The 1571-nt window shown below is 72.2% G+C and carries 1 protein-coding gene; it reads right to left on the reverse strand.

Translation table 11 applies throughout. The annotated features are described in order from the left end of the window. A partial coding sequence (locus tag NP777_RS46780) for a condensation domain-containing protein (RefSeq protein WP_256656304.1) occupies positions 1-1571 on the reverse strand: 1571 nt, incomplete at both ends.

The following is a 1571-nucleotide window of genomic DNA, read 5'->3' on the forward strand; positions in this document are numbered from 1 at the left end:
GCCAGGTCGAGCGACAGATCGAATCGCGCCGGGACCTGGGCGGCCGCCGGTATCCGCCGTACCCGAAGCCCCGGCAGGCCCCATCGCGGCGCCGGTACGCTCTGCAGTGCCAGCAGGACCTGGAACAGCGGGTTGTGGGAGAGCGAGCGTGACGGGTTCAGATCCTCGACCAACCGCTCGAACGGCACATCCTGATGGGCGTACGCGGCCAGATCGGTCTCCCGCACCTGGGCCAGCAGCTCCGCGAAGGACGGGTCCGCGCTGAGATCGGCGCGGACGACCAGGGTGTTGACGAAGAACCCGGCCAGGTCGTCCAGTGCCGGGTCGCCACGGCCCGCGATCGGCACGCCCATGGTGATGTCGTCGCCCGCACCCACCCGGCTGAGCAGCACGGAGAGGGCGGCGTGCACCACCATGAACATGGTGGCGCGACCGCGGCGGGCCACGTCCAGCAGCCGGGCGTGGGTCTCCGCGCTGATCCGGATCGGCACTTCGCCACCGCGGAAGGAGGACACCGCGGGCCGGGGCCGGTCGGTCGGCAGCGCGAGCTCCTGGGGTGCGTCGGCCAGCGCCTCACGCCAGTAGCCGAGTTGGCCGCTGATCACGCTGCCCGGGTCCTCGGATTCGCCCAGCACCTCGCGCTGCCACAGCGCATAGTCGGCGTACTGCACCGGCAGCGGCTCCCAGTCCGGCGTGCCGCCCGCGCGCCGGGCCGCGTACGCCGCGCCCAGGTCCCGCGCCAGCACACCCATGGACCAGCCGTCCACCGCGATGTGATGCGCCACGATCAGCAGCACATACTCCGACGGTCCCGTCTTCAACAGCCTTGCCCGCCACGGCAGATCGACGGTCACATCAAAGCCACGGTCCGCGTGCGAGCCGAGCTCGGCCGCGAGGAGTTCGTCGCTGGTCTCCACGACGACGAGTCGCGGTCGGCCCGCCTCGCCCTCCAGCACCTGCTGGCGCGGCTCACCATCGGTTTCCGGAAAGACCGTGCGCAGGCTCTCATGCCGGTCGGCCACATCGCCCAACGCGGCCTCCAGGGCGCTGATATCCAGCTCCCCGGTCAGCCGAAGGGCCAGCGGCAGGTTGTAGACCGCTCCGGCCCCCGGGTTGGTCTCCTCGAGCCGGTTGAGGAACCACATGCGCCGCTGGGCGTATGAGAGCGGCAGCGGCTCCGGCCTCGGCCGTGGTGTCAGCGCGGTCCGGGCGGCCGGACCGCCCGCCGCCGCGACGAGGCGGGCGACTCCGGCCACCGTGGGGGCGGCGAACAGCTCGCCGATGTTGAGCTCGGTGTCGAGGACGGCGCCGATCCGGGCGATGAGCTTCATGGCGAGAATCGAGTCGCCGCCGATGGTGAAGAACGACACCTCGGCGCCGACCCGTTCGAGCCCGAGCACCTCGCAGTACAGGCCGCAGAGGATCTCCTCGGTCGGCGTCGCGGGGCCGCGCCCGGTGGCGTCGGAGAAGTCCGGGGCGGGGAGGGCGGGGCGGTCCAGCTTGCCGTTGACCGTGACCGGAAGGGCGTCCAGGGCGACGACCGCGGCGGGGACCATGTGGTCCGGCAGCCA

This window comes from Streptomyces rugosispiralis (genome assembly GCF_024505145.1).
Lineage (GTDB): Bacteria > Actinomycetota > Actinomycetes > Streptomycetales > Streptomycetaceae > Streptomyces > Streptomyces rugosispiralis.